This is a genomic window from Pseudomonas sp. PA15(2017) (assembly GCF_001945395.1).
In the GTDB taxonomy this organism is placed as follows: Bacteria; Pseudomonadota; Gammaproteobacteria; order Pseudomonadales; family Pseudomonadaceae; genus Aquipseudomonas.
Genome location: NZ_MSXV01000059.1, coordinates 106,842 through 124,249, shown reverse-complemented (window position 1 = coordinate 124,249; position 17,408 = coordinate 106,842). Strand labels below are relative to the sequence as shown.

At 62.3% G+C, this 17,408-nt stretch carries 18 protein-coding genes; 12 read left to right on the top strand and 6 right to left on the bottom strand.

All coding sequences use genetic code 11. The features are described from left to right. Nucleotides 1-546 precede the first annotated feature (546 nt). The 11 genes from rpoE to pdxJ all read left to right on the top strand — a co-directional run bounded on the left by rpoE (nt 547) and on the right by pdxJ (nt 10,741). Nucleotides 547-1,128 carry an RNA polymerase sigma factor RpoE gene (gene rpoE, locus BVH03_RS24720; protein WP_013792331.1) on the top strand — a complete coding sequence of 194 codons (582 nt, stop codon included), beginning with the start codon at nt 547-549 and terminating at the stop codon, nt 1,126-1,128. 31 nt (nt 1,129-1,159) lie between these two features. Next, nucleotides 1,160-1,747, top strand: a complete 588-nt coding sequence (locus BVH03_RS24715; RefSeq protein ID WP_075963663.1) for a sigma-E factor negative regulatory protein — start codon at nt 1,160-1,162, stop codon at nt 1,745-1,747. An 11-nt stretch (nt 1,748-1,758) separates the two neighbouring features. Beyond that, nucleotides 1,759-2,712: a MucB/RseB C-terminal domain-containing protein gene (locus BVH03_RS24710; RefSeq protein WP_075963662.1), complete on the top strand. Its 954-nt coding sequence runs from the start codon at nt 1,759-1,761 to the stop codon at nt 2,710-2,712. Between the two features lie 99 nt (nt 2,713-2,811). Next, on the top strand, nt 2,812-4,245 hold the full coding sequence (locus tag BVH03_RS24705; protein WP_075963752.1) for a DegQ family serine endoprotease: 1,434 nt from the start codon (nt 2,812-2,814) through the stop codon (nt 4,243-4,245). 288 nt (nt 4,246-4,533) lie between these two features. Then, on the top strand, nt 4,534-6,333 hold the full coding sequence (gene lepA / locus BVH03_RS24700) for a translation elongation factor 4 (protein ID WP_075963661.1): 1,800 nt from the start codon (nt 4,534-4,536) through the stop codon (nt 6,331-6,333). 5 nt (nt 6,334-6,338) lie between these two features. After that, on the top strand, nt 6,339-7,193 hold the full coding sequence (gene lepB, locus BVH03_RS24695) for a signal peptidase I (RefSeq protein ID WP_075963660.1): 855 nt from the start codon (nt 6,339-6,341) through the stop codon (nt 7,191-7,193). 106 nt (nt 7,194-7,299) lie between these two features. Beyond that, the gene (locus BVH03_RS24690; protein WP_013792325.1) at nt 7,300-7,677 is read left to right on the top strand and encodes a DUF4845 domain-containing protein; all 378 of its coding nucleotides are present in this window, start codon (nt 7,300-7,302) and stop codon (nt 7,675-7,677) included. Continuing rightward, entirely contained in the window at nt 7,674-8,363 is a 690-nt protein-coding gene (gene rnc, locus BVH03_RS24685; protein ID WP_013792324.1) for a ribonuclease III, read from the top strand. The genes BVH03_RS24690 and rnc overlap by 4 nt, the downstream gene beginning before the upstream one ends. Then, nucleotides 8,356-9,258, top strand: a complete 903-nt coding sequence (gene era, locus BVH03_RS24680) for a GTPase Era (RefSeq protein ID WP_075963659.1) — start codon at nt 8,356-8,358, stop codon at nt 9,256-9,258. Before rnc ends, era begins: the two co-directional genes overlap by 8 nt. Nucleotides 9,259-9,306: 48 nt before the next feature. Continuing rightward, complete coding sequence (gene recO, locus BVH03_RS24675; RefSeq protein ID WP_075963658.1) at nt 9,307-10,005, top strand: DNA repair protein RecO; 699 nt, start codon at nt 9,307-9,309, stop codon at nt 10,003-10,005. Continuing rightward, the gene (gene pdxJ / locus BVH03_RS24670) at nt 9,998-10,741 is read left to right on the top strand and encodes a pyridoxine 5'-phosphate synthase (protein ID WP_075963657.1); all 744 of its coding nucleotides are present in this window, start codon (nt 9,998-10,000) and stop codon (nt 10,739-10,741) included. Before recO ends, pdxJ begins: the two co-directional genes overlap by 8 nt. Nucleotides 10,742-10,932: 191 nt before the next feature. Here the strand turns inward: pdxJ and cmoB are convergent, their stop codons facing one another. From cmoB to metR, 5 genes are all read right to left on the bottom strand, one after another. After that, nucleotides 10,933-11,901, bottom strand: coding sequence for a tRNA 5-methoxyuridine(34)/uridine 5-oxyacetic acid(34) synthase CmoB (gene cmoB / locus BVH03_RS24665; RefSeq protein ID WP_075963656.1), 969 nt, complete (start codon nt 11,899-11,901; stop codon nt 10,933-10,935). Then, nucleotides 11,898-12,674, bottom strand: a complete 777-nt coding sequence (gene cmoA, locus BVH03_RS24660) for a carboxy-S-adenosyl-L-methionine synthase CmoA (protein WP_075963655.1) — start codon at nt 12,672-12,674, stop codon at nt 11,898-11,900. The genes cmoB and cmoA overlap by 4 nt, the downstream gene beginning before the upstream one ends. Before the next feature lie 83 nt (nt 12,675-12,757). Further along, the gene (locus BVH03_RS24655; protein ID WP_075963654.1) at nt 12,758-13,150 is read right to left on the bottom strand and encodes a protease inhibitor I42 family protein; all 393 of its coding nucleotides are present in this window, start codon (nt 13,148-13,150) and stop codon (nt 12,758-12,760) included. A gap of 76 nt (nt 13,151-13,226) precedes the next feature. Continuing rightward, on the bottom strand, nt 13,227-13,556 hold the full coding sequence (locus BVH03_RS24650) for a DHCW motif cupin fold protein (RefSeq protein ID WP_075963653.1): 330 nt from the start codon (nt 13,554-13,556) through the stop codon (nt 13,227-13,229). Between the two features lie 30 nt (nt 13,557-13,586). Further along, the gene (gene metR, locus BVH03_RS24645) at nt 13,587-14,507 is read right to left on the bottom strand and encodes a transcriptional regulator MetR (protein ID WP_075931204.1); all 921 of its coding nucleotides are present in this window, start codon (nt 14,505-14,507) and stop codon (nt 13,587-13,589) included. A 212-nt stretch (nt 14,508-14,719) separates the two neighbouring features. Here metR and BVH03_RS24640 point away from each other — a divergent pair, with 212 nt between their 5' ends. After that, the gene (locus BVH03_RS24640; RefSeq protein ID WP_075963652.1) at nt 14,720-15,709 is read left to right on the top strand and encodes an alpha/beta fold hydrolase; all 990 of its coding nucleotides are present in this window, start codon (nt 14,720-14,722) and stop codon (nt 15,707-15,709) included. Here the strand turns inward: BVH03_RS24640 and glpD are convergent. Beyond that, nucleotides 15,633-17,228, bottom strand: coding sequence for a glycerol-3-phosphate dehydrogenase (gene glpD / locus BVH03_RS24635; RefSeq protein WP_075963751.1), 1,596 nt, complete (start codon nt 17,226-17,228; stop codon nt 15,633-15,635). The two genes, BVH03_RS24640 and glpD, sit on opposite strands and share 77 nt — an antisense overlap. Nucleotides 17,229-17,408: the final 180 nt, after the last annotated feature.

Sequence of the window (17,408 nt, the reverse complement as noted above, 5' to 3'; positions counted from 1 at the left end):
CGCGATCGAACGAGCCGAATGTTTTTCGCTGAGGCGCTCACGTCCGAATCGGAGATTCGGTCGAGCGACCTGCAAATGCCCACAGCAGGGCTTTCAGGACCATGGCAGGGGCTCGCCGGACTCTAGTATATAGAGGTAGCCAGCGGCACAATAGCGGGCCTGGTAGGTTGCCCGGCGCAGAACGTGTATTGTGCCCGGGTGGCGATATGCCTGCTTGGCCGGCCACTCTAGTGGAGCTGCATTCGCTCCGTTGAAACATCTCTGAACTTTGCCATGGGGCAGGGTTCTATAGCGGAGTCGCCCCGGAGAGGGCTTATGTCTGGCGAGTCTGTGAGCGAAGCGGTTCACGATTCGACCCGTCAGGTGATCTAAAGACAATTCGCGCAGCAGGCATGGCCCTGGTGCGTGGTTTCGTGCAAAACCAGAAAATGTTTTGTGGGAAGCTTGTTCGTAGGGGAGAGAACTTTTGCATATGACTCGAGTCTATTTCGGCAGATCGATCTTCTGGCAGGTGCAGACCTCCTACGGGCTCAACGAGGAGTATCCATGCTAACCCAGGAAGAAGATCAGCAGCTGGTCGAGCGCGTTCAGCGCGGCGACAAGCGAGCATTCGATCTGTTGGTGCTGAAGTATCAGCACAAGATTCTCGGGTTGATCGTGCGATTCGTGCACGACACCCATGAAGCTCAGGATGTTGCCCAAGAAGCTTTCGTAAAAGCTTATCGGGCTCTGGGAAACTTTCGCGGTGACAGTGCGTTCTATACATGGCTGTACCGCATCGCCATCAACACGGCGAAGAATCATCTCGTTTCTCGTGGCCGCCGGCCACCGGACAACGATGTAAGTGCAGAGGATGCCGAGTTCTACGATGGCGATCATGCCCTCAAGGATATCGAATCTCCCGAGCGAGCCCTGTTGAGGGATGAAATCGAAGCCACCGTGCATCGGAGCATCCAGCAATTGCCAGAAGATTTACGAACGGCGCTAACGTTACGTGAATTTGATGGTCTTAGTTATGAAGACATTGCGAGCGTCATGCAGTGTCCAGTTGGTACCGTGCGTTCGCGAATCTTTCGAGCGCGTGAAGCCATCGACAAGTCCCTGCAACCTCTGTTGCAGGAAGCCTGAGACAGCGGCGACAGCCAAGAGAGGAACCGCTATGAGTCGTGAAGCCCTGCAGGAATCGCTGTCCGCGGTGATGGATAACGAAGCGGATGAACTTGAACTTCGGCGTGTGCTCGGTGCGAGCAACGATGCCGAACTGCGTGCTACCTGGTCTCGTTATCAGGTTGCCCGCGCCGCGATGCACAAGGACCTGCTCGTGCCGAAACTGGACATCGCTGCAGCCGTTTCCGCGGCTCTGGAAAGCGATGCCACTCCAGTTGCGCAGGAGAAGGTCGTGCGTGGTCCGTGGCGTAGCCTGGGACGCGTAGCTGTTGCTGCAACCGTGACGGTTGCCGTGCTGGCCGGCGTGCGTTTCTACAACCAGGATGATGTTTCTGGAGCCCAACTGGCGCAACAGGATCAACCGTCCATCGCTCTGCCGCAAGCTCAAGGGCCGGCCATTCTGGCAGGCTTCAAGACTTCGGACGAGCAGCCGGCTGTGGAAACTGTCTCTGCCGAAGGTGAAGGTTGGCACGAACAGCGTCTGCCTGAGTACCTGCGTCAGCATGGTCAGCAGTCCGCCCCTGGTGCTGCCGAGAACGCACTGCCGTTTGCACGGTCTACGGGTGTAGAAGAGCGTTAAGAACGACGCGTATGCGCTCCATTCTCGTCACCTCCCTGATGCTCGGCGGTCTATTGGCAACCCCTGCCATGGCCGCTGATGCCCAGGGATGGTTGCATCGGCTGAGTCAGGCCGAAAGCAAGCAAAGCTTTCAAGGCACCTTCGTTTACGAACGCAGCGGCAATCTTTCCACTCACAGCATCTGGCGTCACGTCGAGCCAGGCGGAACCGTGCGTGAGCGGTTGTTGCAGCTCGATGGCACGCCCCAGGAAATGCTGCGAGTCAATGGTCAGGCGCAATGCGTCAATGGCCCGATTGCTTCCGCCGTGGTCGATGAGCAAGCCTGGCCTGCCCATGGTCTCGATGCCAAGCAGATCGAGCAGTGGTACGAGCTGAGCTTGCGCGGCGAATCCCGGGTGGCTGGGCGTTCGGCGGTAGTGCTCGGCCTGGTTCCGCGTGATCGGCATCGTTACGGCGTTCAGTTGTACGTGGACAAGGAAACCGGCCTGCCGCTCAAGTCGCTATTGGTCAATGACCGTGGTGAGCTGCTCGAGCGATTCCAGTTCACCCAGCTCGATACGGCGGCTACGCAGCCAACTGCCTCATTGCAGCCCTCTACCCACTGCATGCCGGTACGCGTCGTCAAGGCGCGTAAGCCGTCCGCAGAATCCTGGCGCTCCGAATGGTTGCCGCCTGGCTTCAGTCTAAGTGCGGTGACCCAGCAACCCAGCCCGGTATCGGCCGATAGCGTCGATTGCCTGATCTACGATGACGGGCTGGCGCGTTTTTCCGTGTTTCTCGAGCCCTTGCACGATGTCTCGGTAGTGGATGCGCGCAACCAGCTCGGTCCCACCGTGGCCGTATCCCGGCGCCTGACAACCGACGACGGAGATGTCATGGTTACGGTGGTGGGCGAAATTCCGCTGGGAACGGCGGAGCGTGTCGCCATGTCAATGCGTGCCGACGATGTGCATGCCGCGCCGTAGCGGGCGAGGCGGCTGAGTAAGGTCGATGTGCTCTCTTGTTGTACCAATGGCCCCCTAGGGGCCTCGTTTGTTCTGGATGGGGAAGAAACTGTAATGTCGATGCCTAGCCTAAAAAATTGCGCTGCCGCGTTGTTCGCGGTGTTCCTGATGGGGCAGTCGGTCGCCGCGCACGCGCAGCTGCCGGACTTCACCCCGTTGGTGGAGGCGGCTTCACCTGCCGTGGTCAACATCAGTACCCGGCAGAAAGTGCCGAATGCCGTTGCCAGCAACGGTGGGCTCTCGGTGCCGGATCTGGAAGGCCTGCCGCCGATGTTCCGCGAGTTCTTCGAGCGCAGCATTCCCCAGCAGCCTCGTGCGCCAGGTGGCGGCGGTCGTCAGCGTGAAGCGCAATCGCTGGGCTCGGGTTTCATCATTTCCAAGGACGGTTACATCCTGACCAATAATCATGTGGTCGCCGATGCCGACGAGATCATCGTGCGTTTGTCCGATCGCAGCGAACTCGAAGCCAAGCTGATTGGTACCGACCCGCGCAGCGATGTGGCGCTGCTCAAGGTTGATGCGACCGACCTGCCTACCGTGAAGCTGGGCAACTCCGACAACCTCAAGGTCGGTGAGTGGGTGCTGGCCATCGGCTCGCCTTTCGGTTTCGATCACTCGGTCACTGCCGGTATCGTCAGCGCCAAGGGCCGCAGCCTGCCGAACGAAAGCTATGTGCCGTTCATCCAGACCGACGTGGCCATCAATCCGGGTAATTCCGGCGGCCCGCTGTTCAACCTCGATGGTGAAGTGGTGGGTATCAACTCGCAGATATTCACCCGTTCCGGTGGCTTCATGGGCCTTTCATTCGCCATTCCGATGAGTGTGGCAATGGATGTGGCCGATCAGCTCAAGGCCAGCGGCAAGGTCAGTCGCGGTTGGCTGGGCGTAGTGATTCAGGAAGTAAACAAGGATCTCGCCGAGTCGTTCGGGCTCGAGAAGCCAGCGGGTGCGCTGGTCGCTCAGGTGCTTGAGGATGGGCCGGCTGCCAAGGGCGGCCTGCAGGTCGGTGACGTCATCCTCAGTCTGGATGGCAAGCCGATCATCATGTCCGCCGACCTGCCGCATCTGGTTGGCGCCCTGAAGCCAGGCACCAAGGCGAGTCTGGAAATCGTTCGTGAGGGCTCGCGCAAGACGCTGAAGCTGGCCGTTGGCACCATGCCGGCCGATGACGGCGACGAGGCTTCCGAAGGCGCGACCCCAGGCGTTGAGCGCAGTAGCAACCGTCTGGGCGTCAGCGTTGCCGAGCTGACCGATGAGCAGAAGAAAACGCTGGACCTGCGTGGTGGCGTGGTGATTCGCGAGGTGCAGGATGGTCCGGCCGCGCTGATCGGCCTGCGTCCGGGCGACGTGATCACTCACCTGAACAACCAGGCCATCAGCTCGGCGAAGAACTTCACCGAGGTGGCGCAATCGCTGCCGAAGAACCGTTCGGTGTCGATGCGTGTACTGCGCCAGGGCCGCGCCAGCTTCATTACTTTCAAGCTGGCCGAGTAGGCTTGGCTGAGTAGGTCTGGCCGAGCAGGCTTGGCCGAATAGGTCTGGCCAAATAATACGGCCAGCAGTTGAAGGGCGACGAAAGTCGCCCTTTTTTATGCCCATCTCACAGTTTGCCCATGAAGATTGCCCGGCAAATCCCGGCCATTCGAAGCAGGTAAGGCAAGCGGACGCTCAATTACTGCACTCGCGCGCGTGTCCCGACGTGACGTGAGGGCAGCCACTCGGGTAAACTTTGCGGCTATTTTCGGCAGGCATTCGCCTGCGCCCTTTTTCGAGTGTTGTCCTGTGAGTGACCTGAGTCATATCCGCAATTTTTCCATCATTGCCCACATTGACCACGGCAAGTCGACGCTGGCTGACCGTTTCATCCAGATGTGCGGCGGCCTGACCGCGCGCGAGATGGCGGCTCAGGTTCTCGATTCCATGGATCTGGAGCGTGAGCGCGGCATCACCATCAAGGCTCACAGCGTCACTCTGTACTACAAGGCGAAGGACGGCATTACCTACCAGCTGAACTTCATCGATACGCCCGGTCACGTCGACTTCACCTATGAGGTGAGCCGTTCGCTGGCGGCCTGTGAAGGTGCACTGCTGGTCGTCGATGCGGGGCAGGGCGTGGAAGCGCAGTCGGTCGCCAACTGCTACACCGCCATCGAGCAGGGCCTGGAAGTCATGCCGGTGCTGAACAAGATGGACCTGCCGCAGGCCGACCCCGATCGCGTCAAGGACGAGATCGAGAAGATCATCGGCATCGACGCCACCGACGCCGTGGCCTGCAGTGCCAAGAGCGGCATGGGTGTCGATGAGGTGCTCGAGCGCCTGGTGCAGGCGATTCCGGCGCCGACCGGTGAGATCGAGGCGCCGCTGCAGGCGCTGATCATCGACTCCTGGTTCGATAACTACCTGGGCGTCGTGTCCCTGGTGCGCGTGCGCCACGGCCGCGTCAAGAAGGGCGACAAGATTCTGGTCAAGTCCACCGGCAAGGTGCACCTGGTCGACAGCGTTGGGGTGTTCAATCCCAAGCACACGGCCACGGCCGACCTCAAGGCCGGCGAAGTGGGCTTCATCATCGCCAGCATCAAGGACATTCACGGTGCGCCGGTGGGCGACACCCTGACCCTGAGCTCCACGCCCGACGTGGAAATGCTGCCCGGCTTCAAACGCATCCAGCCGCAGGTGTACGCCGGCCTGTTCCCGGTCAGCTCCGATGATTTCGAGGACTTCCGCGACGCCCTGCAGAAGCTGACCCTCAACGATTCGTCCCTGCAGTATCTGCCGGAAAGCTCCGACGCCCTCGGCTTCGGCTTCCGTTGCGGCTTCCTGGGCATGCTGCACATGGAAATCATCCAGGAGCGCCTGGAGCGCGAATACGACCTGGACCTGATCACCACCGCGCCGAGCGTTATTTTCGAAGTCGTGCTCAAGACCGGTGAAACCATTTACGTGGACAACCCGTCGAAGCTGCCGGATGTGTCCTCGGTCGAAGATTTCCGTGAGCCGATCGTACAAGCCACGATCCTGGTTCCGCAGGAACATCTGGGCAACGTCATTACCCTGTGCATCGAAAAGCGCGGCGTGCAGCGTGACATGCAGTTCCTCGGCACTCAGGTTCAGGTTCGCTACGACCTGCCGATGAACGAAGTGGTGCTCGACTTCTTCGACCGTCTGAAATCCACCAGCCGTGGCTATGCCTCGCTGGATTACCATTTCGACCGTTACCAGTCGGCCAATCTGGTCAAGCTGGACGTGTTGATCAACGGCGACAAGGTCGATGCACTGGCACTGATCGTGCACCGTGACAACGCCCACTACAAAGGGCGTCAGTTGACCGAGAAGATGAAAGAGCTGATTCCTCGGCAGATGTTCGACGTGGCGATCCAGGCGGCCATTGGCGGTCAGATCGTGGCACGAACCACTGTCAAGGCATTGAGAAAGAACGTTCTGGCCAAGTGCTATGGCGGCGACGTGAGCCGTAAGCGCAAACTGCTGGAGAAGCAGAAGGCCGGTAAGAAGCGCATGAAGCAGGTGGGGAACGTGGAGATTCCACAGGAAGCCTTCCTTGCTGTACTCAAGTTGGATAGCTAGGGCCTATGTCATTCAATTTTCCGCTGTTGCTGGTCATTGCCGTCGCCGTGTGCGGCGCTCTGGCCCTGTTCGATCTGGTATTCCTGGCGCCGCGGCGTCGTGCAGCGATCGCCAGTTACCAGGGCAAGGTCGAGCAAGTCGACGACGCAGTGGTCGAAAAGCTCAACAAGGAACCCTTGCTGGTCGAATACGGCAAGTCGTTCTTTCCGGTACTGGCCATCGTGCTGGTACTGCGCTCCTTTCTGGTCGAGCCGTTCCAGATTCCGTCCGGCTCGATGATTCCGACCCTGGAAGTGGGCGACTTCATCCTGGTCAACAAGTTTGCCTACGGCATTCGCCTGCCGGTGCTGGACACCAAGGTCATCGAAGTCGGTGATCCGCAGCGCGGCGACGTCATGGTGTTCCGCTACCCGAGCGACCCCAACGTCAACTACATCAAGCGCGTCATCGGCCTGCCGGGCGATCACGTGCGCTACAGCAGCGACAAGCGCCTGTTCGTCAACGGCAACGCGGTGGCCGAGCAGTTGATCGGTGAGGAGCCGGGCAGCCTGGGCAGCGCCACGCTGTACAGTGAGCACCTGGGTGAGGTCGAGCACCGCATCCGCAAGGAAATGACCCGCTACCGCGCCGAGCCCGGCAAGGAATGGACCATCCCTGAAGGGCACTACTTCATGATGGGCGACAACCGCGACAACTCCAACGACAGCCGTTACTGGAACGACCCGAATATCCCCAAAGACGTGCTGGGCATGGTTCCGGATCGCAACATCGTCGGCAAGGCGTTCGCCATCTGGATGAGCTGGCCGGATCCGAAGTTCAAGACCCTGCCGAACTTCTCCCGTGTCGGGCTCATTCACTGATCTGATGAAAATTTGCGGCGCCGTTCAATACGGCGCCGCCAGCTATCTATAGTCTTGTCATGCGCGCGACGCGCATCGGACTATCTGGATACTTTTGGGGATGAACATGAAATTCGCACGCTCGCAGCAGGGCTTGTCGATCGTCAGCTGGCTGGTGGTACTGGCTGTCGTGGCGTTTCTGGCCAGCACGGCGTTCAAGGTAGTGCCGCATTACCTCGACTACATGTCGATGGAAAAGATCATCACTTCCGTGGAAACCGACCGCCTGCAGGAAGTCAGGACGGTGGGCGATTTCTACAGCCACGTCAGCCGTGGCATGACGGTCAACAGCATCCGCGACCTGAACATGCAGGACGCGCTGAAGGTGACCCAGGATGGCAACGAATTTCTTGCCCACCTCAAGTATGAAAAACGTGAGCACCTGATCGAGAACATCGATCTGGTGGTTAATTTCGATAAAGAATTTCGTGTGCGTATGCCGTGAGTGTTTCGTTGACCCGCCTCGAGCGCCAGCTCGGGCATAGCTTCAAGGACCAGGATCTGATGATCCTGGCCCTGACCCATCGCAGTTTTGCCGGACGCAACAATGAGCGTCTGGAGTTTCTCGGTGATGCCATCCTCAATTTCGTCGCCGGCGAGGCGCTCTACGAGCGCTTCCCCCAGGCCCGCGAAGGCCAGCTGTCGAGGTTGCGCGCGCGGCTGGTGAAGGGCGAGACCCTTGCCGTACTGGCGCGCGGTTTCGACCTTGGCGAGTACCTGCGCCTGGGCTCCGGTGAGCTGAAGAGCGGTGGCTTTCGACGCGACTCGATCCTGGCCGATGCCCTGGAAGCCCTGATCGGCGCCATTTATCTTGATGCCGGCATGGACGTCGCCCGCGAGCGCGTGCTGGCCTGGCTGACCAACGAACTGGACGGCCTGACCCTGGTCGACACCAACAAGGACCCCAAGACCCGTCTGCAGGAATTTCTGCAGTCGCGTGCTTGCGAGCTGCCGCGCTACGAGGTGGTCGACATCCAGGGCGAACCCCATTGCCGGACATTCGTGGTCGAATGTCAGGTCAATTTACTCAATGACAAGACCCTGGGCCAAGGCGCCAGCCGCCGGATCGCCGAACAGGTCGCGGCCACTGCCGCGCTGATCGCCCTGGGTGTGGAGAACGGCAATGACTGATTCGCCCGTAACGCGCTGTGGCTATGTCGCCATCGTTGGCCGGCCCAACGTGGGCAAATCGACGTTGCTCAACCACATTCTCGGTCAGAAGCTGGCGATCACCTCGCGCAAGCCGCAGACCACCCGCCACAACATGCTCGGCATCAAGACCGAGGGTGAAGTGCAGGCGATCTACGTCGATACGCCCGGCCTGCACAAGAACAACGACAAGGCGATCAACCGTTACATGAACAAGAACGCCTCGTCGGCTCTGAAGGATGTCGACGTGGTGATCTTCGTGGTCGATCGCACCCGCTGGACCGACGAGGACCAGATGGTGCTCGAGCGCGTCCAGTACGTCGAAGGGCCGGTGATTTTGGCGGTCAACAAGACCGATCGCCTGGAAGACAAGGCCGACCTGATGCCGCACCTGCAGTGGCTGGCGCAGCAACTGCCCGACGCCGAGATCGTGCCGGTTTCGGCGCAGCATGGGCACAACCTCGATGCTTTGGAAAAGCTGGTGGGCGAGCGCCTGCCTGAAGGTGTGCACTTCTTCCCGGAAGACCAGATCACCGACCGCTCGGGGCGTTTCTTCGCTGCCGAGCTGGTGCGCGAGAAGATCATGCGTCAGCTCGGTGCTGAGCTGCCTTACCAGATCACTGTGGAGATCGAGGAATTCAAGCGCGAAGGGCGGATCATGCATATCCATGCGCTGATCCTGGTCGAACGCGATGGCCAGAAGAAGATCATCATCGGCGAGAAGGGTGAGCGCCTCAAACGCATTGGCCAGGAAGCGCGCAAGGACATGGAGTCGATGTTCGATACCAAGGTCATGCTCAATCTCTGGGTCAAGGTGAAGAGTGGCTGGTCCGATGACGAGCGCGCCTTGCGTTCGCTCGGTTACGACGATATCTGACCCGGCATCCGCCGCGCTGCGGCTGGCTAACCCTGCGAGTCTCCTCCCATGCTTGCGCTCAGCCAGCCCGCCTACGTCCTGCACAGCCGCGCCTATCGCGAGAGCAGCGCGCTGGTCGACTTCCTGACCCCGCAGGGCCGTTTGCGCGCCGTGTTGCGTGGCGCGCGGGGCAAGGCTGGCAGCCTGGCGCGGCCGTTCATTCCCCTGGAGTTGGAAACCCGCGGCCGCGGCGAGCTGAAGAACGTCGGCCGCCTGGAAGCCGCCGGCATTCCCAACCTGCTCACCGGCGAGGCGCTGTTCAGCGGCCTGTACCTCAACGAGTTGCTGATTCGCGTGCTGCCCGCCGAAGACCCGCACCCGGTGATTTTCGAGCATTACGCCATGAGCATCCTGGCGCTGGCCCAAGGGCGGCCGCTGGAGCCGATCTTGCGCGCGTTCGAATGGCGGCTGCTCGATGAACTCGGCTATGGTTTCGCCCTCGACAGCGACGTCCAGGGCAATGCCGTGGCCAGCGGCGGCTTGTACCGGCTGGAGGCTGACAGCGGCTTCCTGCCCATTGGCCACTGGCAGCCCGGGGCCTTTCTCGGTAGTGAACTGCTGGCCATGGCCGATGCAGACTGGAGCACGCCTGGCGCGCTGGCCGCGGCCAAGCGCCTGATGCGCCAGGCACTCGCCCCTCATCTCGGCGGCCGACCGCTGGTCAGCCGCGAATTGTTCATGACGCTCAAGGAGCCGACTCGTGACTGAAGCCAACCGTGTTTTGCTGGGCGTGAATATCGATCACGTCGCCACGCTGCGCCAGGCGCGCGGCACTCGCTATCCCGATCCGGTGAAAGCCGCGCTGGACGCCGAAGAGGCGGGTGCCGACGGCATCACCGTGCACCTGCGTGAAGATCGCCGGCATATCCAGGAGCGCGACGTGCGAGTGCTCAAGGAAGTCATGCAGACGCGCATGAACTTCGAGATGGGCGTGACCGACTTCATGCTCGACTTCGCCGAGGAGATATGCCCCGAGCACGTGTGCCTGGTACCGGAAACCCGCCAGGAACTGACCACCGAAGGTGGCCTGGACGTCGCCGGCCAGGAAGCGCGGATTGCCGCAGCGGTAACGCGCCTGGCGGCCGTTGGCAGCGAGGTTTCGCTGTTCATCGATGCTGACCCGCGGCAGATCGAGGCGAGCAAGCGCGTCGGCGCACCGGCCATCGAATTGCATACCGGGCGGTATGCCGATGCGCACACGCCGCAAGAAGCGGCTGCCGAACTGCAGCGCATCCGAGAAGGCGTCGCCCTGGGCGTGTCGCTGGGGCTGATCGTCAACGCCGGCCACGGTCTGCATTATCACAACGTCGAGCCGGTCGCGGCGATCCCTGGCATCAACGAGCTGAACATCGGCCATGCGCTGGTCAGCCACGCGCTGTTCGTCGGCTTCAAGGAAGCCGTGCGTGAGATGAAGCAGTTGATCCAGGGTGCAGCAGGACGTTAACGCTTTGCGCCTGCCGCGCAGGCGTACCGGGCGGCGTTCGGTTCGCGAAGCAGTCCGCCGTATCTGGCGTGCGGTTCATGCCGATAGGGCGATGGTCGACTGTTCGCGGGCGCCACGGGCGGCCGGCGTCCCGGTCCGCCCCATAAGCCCCCGGGTATCGCTTCGCTCAACCGGGCTACCCAGCGAAGTTATCAGGGCTTGCGCGCGACCATGACAGCGCGGCGCGGTGCCGGCAGGCCTTCGACGGTGCGGCGATGGTCCAGCGGGTCGAGGAACTCGGGCAGCGACTGGTAGCGCATCCACTCGGTGCTGCGTTGTTCCTCGACCGAGGTGACGCTGACGTCCACGCAGCGTACGTCAAGGAACCCGGCGCGGCGCAGCCATAGCTCCAGCGCCGGCACCGACGGCAGGAACCACACATTGCGCATCTGCGCGTAGCGGTCTTCGGGGACCAGCACCTGCTGGGCGTCGCCTTCCACCACCAGGGTTTCCAGCACCAATTCGCCACCCTTGCGCAGGCAGTCCTTGAGTTCGAGCAGATGGTCGATGGGCGAGCGACGATGATAGAGCACGCCCATGGAAAACACCGTGTCGAAGCCCAGCAGCTTGGCTGGCAGCTCTTCGATTCCCAGCGGCAGGTGCCAGGCGGGCATATCGGGCAGGTAGTTCTTCATCGCCAGGAACTGGCAGAGGAACAGCCAGTTCGGGTCGATGCCGACCACGCTGCGTGCGCCGGCGCCGAGCATGCGCCACATGTAGTAGCCATTGCCGCAGCCGACGTCGAGCACGCGTCTGCCTTTGAGGTCCAGATGCGGGGCGACGCGCTGCCATTTCCAGTCGGAGCGCCATTCGGTGTCCACGTGCACGCCGAATGGATGGAAGGGGCCTTTGCGCCACGGGATCAGGCCGCGTAGCGCACTGTCCAGTGCCGCCTGCATGCTTTCGTCGCAGGGGCCGTCGAGTCTGAAGTCCTGCCGCAGGTCGATCTGCTCGGCATTGAGCGATGGCAGCGCTTCGACGGCGGCGTACCAGCGCTGCAGGTCGCCATGACCGATGGCCAGCTTGGCGTCGATCTGCGCGGGCAGGTCGGCGCTCCAGTCCTGCAGAGGCGTGCCGGCGAGCTCGGCCTGCAGGGCGTCCAGATCCATACGGCGCATCATGGCAGTGCCACCAGGGACGCGAAGTTCAGGCACTGGAACCACGGCACCACCTTGCTGAAGCCGGCGGCCTGCAGGCGTGCGCGATGCTGCTCGAGGCTGTCGGGCAGCATGACGTTTTCGATGGCGCTGCGCTTCTGGGCGATTTCCAGTTCGCTGTAGCCGTTGGCCCGCTTGAAGGCGATGTGCAGGTCGGTGAGCAGGGCATGTTGTTGCCCGTCTTCGAAGCGCAGTTTCTCGGAGAGGATCAGCGCCCCACCGGGCAGCAGGGCGCTGCGGATCCGGCTCAGCAGTTCCAGGCGGTTTTCCGGGGCGATGAACTGCAGGGTGAAGTTCATCGCCACCAAAGAGGCGGGCTGCCAGTCCATGGCGAGAATGTCGGCTTCGATGACCTCGACCGGCAGCAGCTCCTGGAACATGGCGTCCTGGGCGTGCAGGTACTCGCGGCAGCGCTCGACCATGGCGCTGGAGTTGTCCACGGCGATCACCCGGCAACCGTCCGCCTGCACGTGGCGGCGCAGCGCCTGGGTGACGGCGCCCAGCGAGCAGCCCAGGTCATAGAGCAGGCTGCCGGGCCGGGCGAACTGGCCGGCCAGCACACCGATGTTCTCGACGATGGTGGGGTAGCCCGGCACCGAGCGCTTGATCATGTCGGGAAAGACCCGGGCCACGTCTTCGTTGAAGACGAAATCCGGCACCTGATCCAGTGGCTGGGCGAAGAGTTGGTCGGGCTGTCTGTTCACGGTCGGTCTGCATGGCGCTGGAAAGGCGCGCATTTTAGCCAAGTCCGGCGATTAGCCAAACCTCGTGACGAGCCGGATGCGATGGTCGGCCTGGATTTGGCCGTGCAGGCGCACCCTTAGCGCACGCGGATCTGACAGTCGAAGGTGTCGGCAGGCGCGGCGCTGGCGTCCCAGGGCTGGGCGTAGGTCAGCAGCAACTGGGCTTCACCTGGCTCCGTGGCCTGGAAGCGCCAGGTGGAGTGGCCGTCGCCGCCGACCAGGTCGGAATCTTGGGCTGCGCTGTAGACTTCCGGGCCAAGGGCCTTGAGTACCGCGGCCGCGTCTTCCTGCACCGTCCAGCGATAGCCCGTCGTCGGGTTGCTCGGCAGGCTGAGGATCAGTTGCTGGCCCGCGTGCAGGGCGATGGGGCACTGGCTCTGTTTCTGCACCTGCAGGGTTTTCGAGGGGCTGGCGCAGGCACCCAGCAGAACCAGGCCGGCGATAACGGGCAGACGGTAGGCATTGATCATGACGGGCTCCAGGCGCAGAAATCGACCGCCAGCATAACGGCAGAACGGCGAGGCTGTAACCCGTCGGCGGCCCGATTCAGTCGACGATGAACAGTCGAGCGCCGGTGCTCGTCGAGCTGCGGTGCGCTTCGGCGCCATCGGCGACCTGGTAGCTCATGCCGGGCGTCATCACGAAGCGGCGGTCGTCATCGAGTTCGGTATGCAGCTCACCTTCCAGGCAAAGCAGGATGTGGCCCTTCTTGCACCAATGGTCGGCCAGATAGCCCGCCGTGTACTCGACCATGCGCACGCGCAGCGCGCCGAACTGGCAGGTGCGCCAATAGGCCATGCCGGTTTCGCCAGCGTGTTCGGTAGGCTGAATCTGGCTCCAGTCGGTGACGCCAAAGGGGATGTCGCTGATGTTCATGGTGAAGCCCTGTGTTGCCGTGGAAAGGGGTTACTGCCGGGCGACGCTGACGCCTTCGAGATTGGCGAACGAAGTGTCCTTGGCGGTGAGCAGGAAATCACGCATGAACGGCGCATCGAGCATGTCGGTGCGCACGCCGGCGTAGAGCGTGGCGAACAAACCCTTGTCGCCAAGGCGCTTGGCGGTCACGTAGCCCCGTGAGCTGTACTCGTGCAGCGCCCAGTTGGGCAGACCGCAGACACCGCGACCACTGGCCACCAGCTGCATCATCATCACCGTCAGCTCGGACGTGCGTACCTGGGCCGGCTCGATGTCGGCGGGCTCCAGAAAGCGGGTGAATATATCCAGGCGATCACGCTCCACCGGGTAGGTGATCAGGGTTTCCTTGAGCAGGTCTTCAGGGCGGATATAGGGGCGACTGGCGAGGGCGTGCTGGTTGGCCACCGCCAGCATGGCTTCGTAGGTGAACAACGGCACATAGGTAATGCCGGACAGCTCCACCGGGTCCGACGTTACCACCAGGTCCAGGTCGCCACGGGCCAGGGCCGGCAGGGGCGCGAAGGAGAAGCCCGAGGCCAGGTCGAGTTCGACCTCCGGCCAGGCATCGCGAAACTGGTCGATAGTCGGCATCAGCCATTGAAAGCAACTGTGGCATTCGATCGCCATGTGCAGCCGGCCGGCCGTACCACCGGCAAGACGCGACAGATCGCGCTCGGCGCTGCGCAGCAATGGCAGCACGGCGTCGCTCAACTGGAGCAGGCGCAGGCCGGCGCTGGTGAAGCGCACCGGCTTGGTCTTGCGCACGAACAGCTGCATGCCGAGGCGCTCCTCGAGTTCCTTGAACTGGTGCGACAGTGCCGATTGGGTCAGGTGCAGGCGGTCGGCGGCTTCGACCAGGCTGTCGGTTTCCCGCAGGGCGTGGAGTGTTTTCAGGTGACGAATTTCGAGCATCAGGTTACCTGCAAGGTATTCAACTGTTTAGTCAGGAAGATGAGCAGTATTCATGTGTGAAAGTGTCGCCCATGAGCCGGCCTACTGTCGAGTCGCGACCCCTTCGTCCGTTTGGCGGGTTTCATCAAACTGTCACCGTTGTGTGGCAGCGCGGCGTGGTCCTTCGCTGCAACACTTGTCTGCTATTTGCCCATTCGCCCGTGGAATTCATCATGCGCATCGTTATCTTTCTGGCTGCCCTGCTGGGCAGCCTGTCGTCCCTGGCGGCCGAAACATGCAAGGTCGGCACGGACGTCGAGCGCGTGTCGCTGGGCGAGGTGAGCCTTGCGTATCAGAGCATCGGGCGTAGCAGCGACCCGGCCCTGCTGTTGGTCATGGGCCTCGGCGGGCAACTGATTCACTGGCCGGATGACGTGGTCGAGCAACTTTGCGAGCAGGGCTTTCGGGTGATCCGTTTCGATAATCGCGACGTGGGGCTCAGTCGCTGGAACACCCAGGCACCCGAGGCCAACCTGGCTTTCGAAGTGCTGCGCTATCGGCTTGGGCTGTCGGTTGGCGCGCCTTATCGGCTGCACGATATGGCCGGCGACGCCCTGGCTTTGATGGATGCGCTGGGCATCGAGGATTTCCATTTGCTCGGCGCCAGCATGGGCGGGATGATTGCCCAGCATGTCGCCGACATGGCACCCCAGCGGGTACGCAGCCTGACGCTGGTGATGACCAGTTCGGGTGCCCAGGGATTGCCGGCGCCCAGCCCGGCGCTGCTGCGCCTGCTGGCGCGCCGCGAGGCGCCGAGCCGTGAGGTGGCGCTGGAGCAGCAGGCCGACCTGCTGGCTGCGCTGGGCAGCCCTGCCGTGGTGGATGACCGCGCCGTACTGCTGCATCAGGCCGAGGTGGCCTATGACCGCGCTTTCAATCCGGCAGGCGTGGAACGCCAGCTACTGGCGATTCTCGCCGAACGCAGCCGGGTCGACCTGCTCAATCGTCTGCAGGTGCCGACCCTGGTGGTGCATGGCACCGCCGACCCGCTATTGCCGGTGATGCACGGCGTGCACGTGGCTGCGCATATTCGCGGCAGCGAGCTGCGCCTGATTCCCGGGCTGGCCCACCGCTTTCAGGAGCGTTTCAAGGCGCCGTTGCTTGCCGCGGTACTGCCGCATCTGCAAGCGCATCGGCTGGATGTGCAACTGGTACAGATGTAAGCAGCGCCGGTGCGGCGGGGGCTAGGTAGGCTTCCAGTCGGCTGCGCTCGGCAGCGGACAGGAACAGGCCCAGCTTGCTACGGCGCCAGAGGATATCGTCCACCTCGGTGGCCCATTCCTGCTCGCGCAGGTAGTCCACCTCGCGGGCGTGCAGGTCGTGGCCGAAGTGTTCGCCCAGGTCGCTTTCGCTCTGTACCTTGTCGAGCAATTGCCAGGTGCGGCTGCCATAGGTGATGGCCCAGCGGCTTGCCAGCTCGGCGCTCAACCAGCCGTGGCGGGCGCGCAGGGCTTCGATCAGGCTTTCACGGCTATGCATGTTCTCGCCGCCAGGCAGCGGGGCATCGGCCGTCCAGCGCGCCTTCATGTTCGGGAAGAACGGCGCCAGCTGGGCCAGGGCCGATTCCGCGAGCTTGCGGTAGGTAGTCAGCTTGCCGCCGAACACCGACAACAGCGGCGGTTCACCGCCCTGGGCCGACAGCGACAGGGTGTAGTCGCGGGTAATGGCCGAAGGCTCGTCGGACTCGTCGTCGCACAGTGGGCGCACACCGGCATAGCTGTGGAGGATGTCCTCACGGCTGAGTGATTTGCGGAAGTGATCGTTGACCACTTTCAGCAGGTAGGTGGTTTCTTCCTCGCTGATGCTCACGCTGGCCGGGTCGCCCTGGTACTCGCGATCAGTGGTGCCGATCAGGGTGAAGCGATCCAGATACGGGATGGCGAACACGATGCGGCGGTCTTCGTTCTGCAGGATGTAGGCTTCCTTGCCTTCGAACAGACGCGGTACGACGATATGGCTGCCCTGGATCAAGCGGATACCATACGGCGACTTCTGCTGCAGATCGTCACGGATGAAGCGCGCCACCCAGGGGCCAGCGGCATTGACCAGCGCCTTGGCACGGATTGAGAAACGGCTGCCATCGGCGCGTTCCAGATCGACTTCCCAGGCACCCTTGCTGCGGCGTGCGCTGACGCAGCGCGTGTGGGTATGCACATGGGCGCCATGCTCGCGGGCGGCCATGGCATTGAGCACCACCAGGCGGGCGTCGTCGACCCAGCAATCGGAGTATTCGAAACCCTTGCTGATCTCGGCCTTGAGTGGGCTGTTGGCGCCGAAGCTGAGGCCTCGCGAGCGCGGCAGCGCCTTGCGCTTGCCCAGATTGTCATACAGGAACAGGCCGGCACGGATCATCCAGGCCGGGCGCAGGTGCGGGCGGTGAGGGAGGATGAAGCGCATCGGGCTGACGATGTGCGGCGCCTTGGCCAGCAGCACTTCACGCTCGGCCAGTGCTTCGCGCACCAGGCGGAATTCGTGGTGCTCCAGGTAGCGCAGGCCACCATGAATCAGCTTACTGCTCGCCGACGAGGTATGACGGGCGAGGTCGTCCTTTTCACACAGGAATACCGACAGGCCACGACCCGCCGCATCACAGGCGATACCGGCGCCATTGATGCCGCCGCCCACGACGGCGATATCGTAAACCTCGGACAGCGGGCTGTTGGACAGGCTGGATGTGGACATCGTCGGGGCCTCGTATAGCGTTTTCATTTTCAAATCGAACATGAATGTTCATTTTCGAAAATACTAGCGCATGATTAGAGACGCATCCAGTGGTGTTCGATCAAAAACCGCCCTGGAATGCGCTGGAATGAAAATTCACGAACATGAATTAGGATGCTCGGGGGGCTGGAAGGTTCGCCC